General features: G+C 59.1%; 2 protein-coding genes and 1 pseudogene. 1 reads left to right on the top strand and 2 read right to left on the bottom strand.

What is annotated here, in order from left to right:
- The first annotated feature begins 52 nt into the window (after window positions 1-52).
- Window positions 53-2,454: pseudogene (locus ACU0FH_RS08800) on the top strand (efflux RND transporter permease subunit).
- A 43-nt stretch (window positions 2,455-2,497) separates the two neighbouring features.
- Here the strand turns inward: ACU0FH_RS08800 and ACU0FH_RS08795 are convergent.
- Together ACU0FH_RS08795 and ACU0FH_RS08790 are read right to left on the bottom strand one after the other, a co-directional pair.
- Complete coding sequence (locus ACU0FH_RS08795; protein WP_446194271.1) at window positions 2,498-3,814, bottom strand: sialidase family protein; 1,317 nt, start codon at window positions 3,812-3,814, stop codon at window positions 2,498-2,500.
- Between the two features lie 21 nt (window positions 3,815-3,835).
- On the bottom strand, window positions 3,836-4,070 hold a 235-nt coding region (locus ACU0FH_RS08790; protein ID WP_446194270.1), incomplete at its 5' end, for a c-type cytochrome.

Here is a 4,070-nt window from a genome sequence, read left to right as displayed (position 1 = left end):
TCTGGCGGGAACCGAGGATATCGGCAACATCACCCTGCGCAGTATCGGCGGGGTGCCGATCAACCTGAAAGATGTCGCGCGGGTCGAAATCGTCCCCAATGAACGCCGCGGCATCGCCGAGTTGAACGGTGAGGGCGAGGTCGCCAGTGGCATCGTGCTGCAACGGGTGGGTGCCAATGCACTGGATGTGATCGAAAACGCCAAATCAGAACTGGGCGTGGTGGCTCAAAGCCTGCCTGACGGGGTCGACATCGTACCGGTCTATGACAGGTCCAACCTGATCCTGTCGGCGATCAAGACGCTGAAAACCACGCTTCTCGAAGAAAGTCTCGTCGTGGCCGGAGTCACGATCATTTTTCTGCTGCACGTCCGCTCTGCCCTTGTGGCTATTATCATGCTGCCGGTGGGTCTGCTGATGGCGTTCACCGCAATGAAATTTCTCGGGATCGGTGCCAACATCATGAGCCTTGGCGGCATTGCGATTGCCATCGGCGCGATGATCGACGCCGCCATCGTGATGATCGAGAACGCGCACAAGCATCTGGAACGTGCCGCCCCCGACAAGCCCCGCATCGAGGTGCTGATCGAAGCCGCAAGCGAGGTCGGCCCGGCGCTGTTCTTTAGTCTGCTGATCATTACCGTGTCTTTCCTGCCGATCTTTGCATTGGAAGGACAGGAGGGACGCATGTTCGGCCCCCTGGCCTATACCAAGACATTTTCGATGACGGCGGCTGCTTTCCTGTCGGTGACGCTGGTGCCTGCGCTGATGGTGGTCTTCGTGCGCGGCCGGATCATCCCTGAACACAGGAATCCGGTGAATCGCGCGCTGATCGCCGTCTACCGCCCGATCATCCGCGCGGTGCTGAAGGCCAAAAGCCTCACCATCATCGTGGCGCTGTTCGCCTTGATCGTTACGATCTGGCCCGCGCGGCAGCTGGGGTCGGAGTTCATGCCTGTCCTGAACGAGGGCACCTTGATGTATATGCCGACGACTTTGCCCGGCTTGTCTGTGACGAAGGCGGCAGAGTTGATGCAAACACAGGACCGCATCATCAAGACCTTCCCCGAGGTGCTGTCGGTGTTCGGCAAGGCGGGACGTGCATTGACTGCCACAGACCCGCGCCAACTGAAATGTTCGAAACCATCATCCAGCTACGACCCGAGGCAGAGTGGCGCCCCGGTGTCACCACCGAAAGCCTGCGGCAGGAAATGGACGCCGCGCTGCAATTTCCCGGCGTATCGAACGCCTGGACCATGCCGATCCGCGCCCGGATCGACATGCTATCCACCGGTATCCGCACGCCGGTGGGCATCAAGGTTTATGGCACGAGTCTGACCGAGATGGAAAAGGTCGCCCGCGAGGTCGAAGCCGTGGTACGCACGGTGCCCGGAACGACCAGCGCCTATGCCGAACGGGTGATCGGCGGCTATTACCTCGACATCACCCCGGACCGTACGGCGCTTGGCCGCTACGGCCTGTCGGTGCAGGATGTGCAAGAGGTGATCGGCATGGCCCTGGGAGCCAAGGCGATCACGCAGACCGTCGAGGGCCGCGAGCGCTACGACGTCGCTGTGCGTTATCCGGCGACCCTGAGGTCAGATCCGGAGGCCATCGGGCGTGAGGTTCAGGTTGCACTGCCGGACGGAGGCACCATTCCGCTGGGAGATGTGGCCACCATCGAACGCACCCGTGGCGCCACTTCGATCCGGACCGAAAACGGACAGCTTGCCGTCTATATCTTCGTCGATATCATCGGACGCGATCTAGGCGGCTACGTGGCGGAAGCTCAAGCGGCAGTCGCGACCTCCGTCACCCTGCCACCTGGCTATTCCCTGGGCTGGAGCGGCCAGTTCGAATATCTTGAACGTGCGAAACAGCGGCTGGCCACCGTTGTGCCGCTGACACTGGCGCTGATCTTCCTGCTGCTTTACCTAAACTTCCGCCGCCTGACGGAAACCTTGATCGTGATGCTGTCGCTGCCCTTCGCTTTGGTAGGTGGCATCTGGCTCATGTGGTTCATGGGCTTCAATATGTCAGTTGCGGTGGCCGTCGGGTTTATCGCGCTGGCCGGGGTGGCGGCTGAAACCGGGGTGATCATGTTGATCTATCTCGATCAGGCGTTGAATGAAGCGCGTGACCGCGCGGACGGTCGGGACCTGACCCGCGACGAACTTTACGCCGCGATCATGGTGGGTGCAGTAGATCGAGTGCGCCCCAAGATGATGACGGTTGTAGCGATCATGGCGGGCCTGATGCCGATCCTTTGGGCGCACGGCACAGGCTCTGAAATCATGCAGCGCATCGCCGTCCCGATGATCGGCGGGATGGTGTCGTCCACCTTACTGACCCTGATCGTGATTCCGGCGGTCTACGGTATCATCAAGGGCTGGAGCCTGAAGAAAACTGTCGCCGCGGATCATTGGCCTCTCGACCGGGCCGCAGAGCAGGTGTAGCGGAATTAAGGAAGAACGGGCACATTCAAATGGTCGCTGCAATTCATGGCGCCAGCGCAACTTCGACCACGCGGACTGTGGTGCTTCTGTCTGAAGCTCCTGTCGGTTGGGTCCAGGCCACAAATGCACCGGCTTCTCCGCGTGTCATTCGCGGAAAGCCGACCGATCCAGCACCCCGATTGACGTAGAGAGCCTGGGGCGCGGCGCATCCGGTACCACGGGATACATGGCACAGAACGATCGCCTCACCGCCACTCACATATTCCATCCAGAGTGCCAAAACGCTTCCATCCAGCATTTGCAGAACATCGACCCGACCCGAGGCCGCGCCGAGGTCGAGGCGGAGCGGTTCGTCGAACTGCATTCCTCCATCGTCCGAAAAGGCAATACGAACCCTCGGTTCGTCTGATGCTGCAGTAAACCAGATGACGGTTGCCTTGTCGCCGATCGCATCAATGGCTGGGCCATTTACGGGGCAGCCGGCAATTTCCCATCCGTCGTTGTGAACAGTGAGGGGTTGCGTCCATTCCCCTCCGATAGATCGGACAATCGAAATATCGCGGATTTCCTCGGCGGTTCGATCACGATAGACCGCCACGAAATCGCCCGAGGCGGTCCGCGCTGCGGACGTCTGACAACAAGTACAAGCGCGCGCGTCCAACAGGCTTTCTGGCTTCATCGCTCCGTCAGAGTCGACCTGTCGCGCGCGCAGCTGCATCGCATTCTCGAAGCTTTCGCCTTCTGTCTGATTGTCATACTCCCGGCCATCCAGCCACAGCGCCGTCAACCCGCCAAACTGATCGGGAATTAACGAAACAAAACCGTGCTCGCGTTGAGATCTGTCATCGTGCGGAATAAGCGGTTCCGTCCAGCTTCTGCCCTCATCCATGGAAAAAGCGATATTGACGTCATACTGGTAGTCACCTTCCCCATTCAGTTTCAGCCATTGTGCCGCCAGTCCACCATCGGCCAGTACCGCTACCGATGGGAAATCGGCCCAGTTGATGTAAATCTTTGACGATTTATGAATTGTGCGAGCGTCCGACCACTCACTGCCATCGAGTATGGCCATGCGAACTTCCGCTTCGGCTCCGTTTTCTTCTGTCCAGCTCAATATGATCCGGCCATCCGGCAAGGTTGCAAGTGATGGTTCACGGGCACTGATGCCGACCGGTGCTGCACGGTCGGTCAATCTGAAGAGGGCGGTTTCCTCGGCATGAGTTGCAGGGAAAGAACTGAAAAATGCAGCAAGGATCAGGATCGATGCAGCGAGACACTTACTCATACAGAGAATTATCCCCACTAGTCGTGGCCATGTTGCGGCGAACCCATTGGTAGTTGATCGGGAACCAAATCCCACCCTTTTGTCCGTCGAAACGGCTCAGTTTATCCCGTTGGCACGCTGCAATACACGAATGTAAGCCACGATATCGAGAATATCTGATCGCGTCACGCCTTCAACCGCTGGCATGTTACCAAACTTCCAATGGTGCGCCCGAACACCATTCTGTGCTGCGAGGACAAACGCCATGTCACCGTGGTGGCCCGGCTCATAAATCTTGTGCACCAGCGGTGGAGCAACGCCGTCCTGACCCTGCCCATTGACGCCGTGGCAG

Source organism: Heliomarina sp. (assembly GCF_052826185.1).
This window is presented reverse-complemented; position numbering and strand designations above follow the sequence as displayed.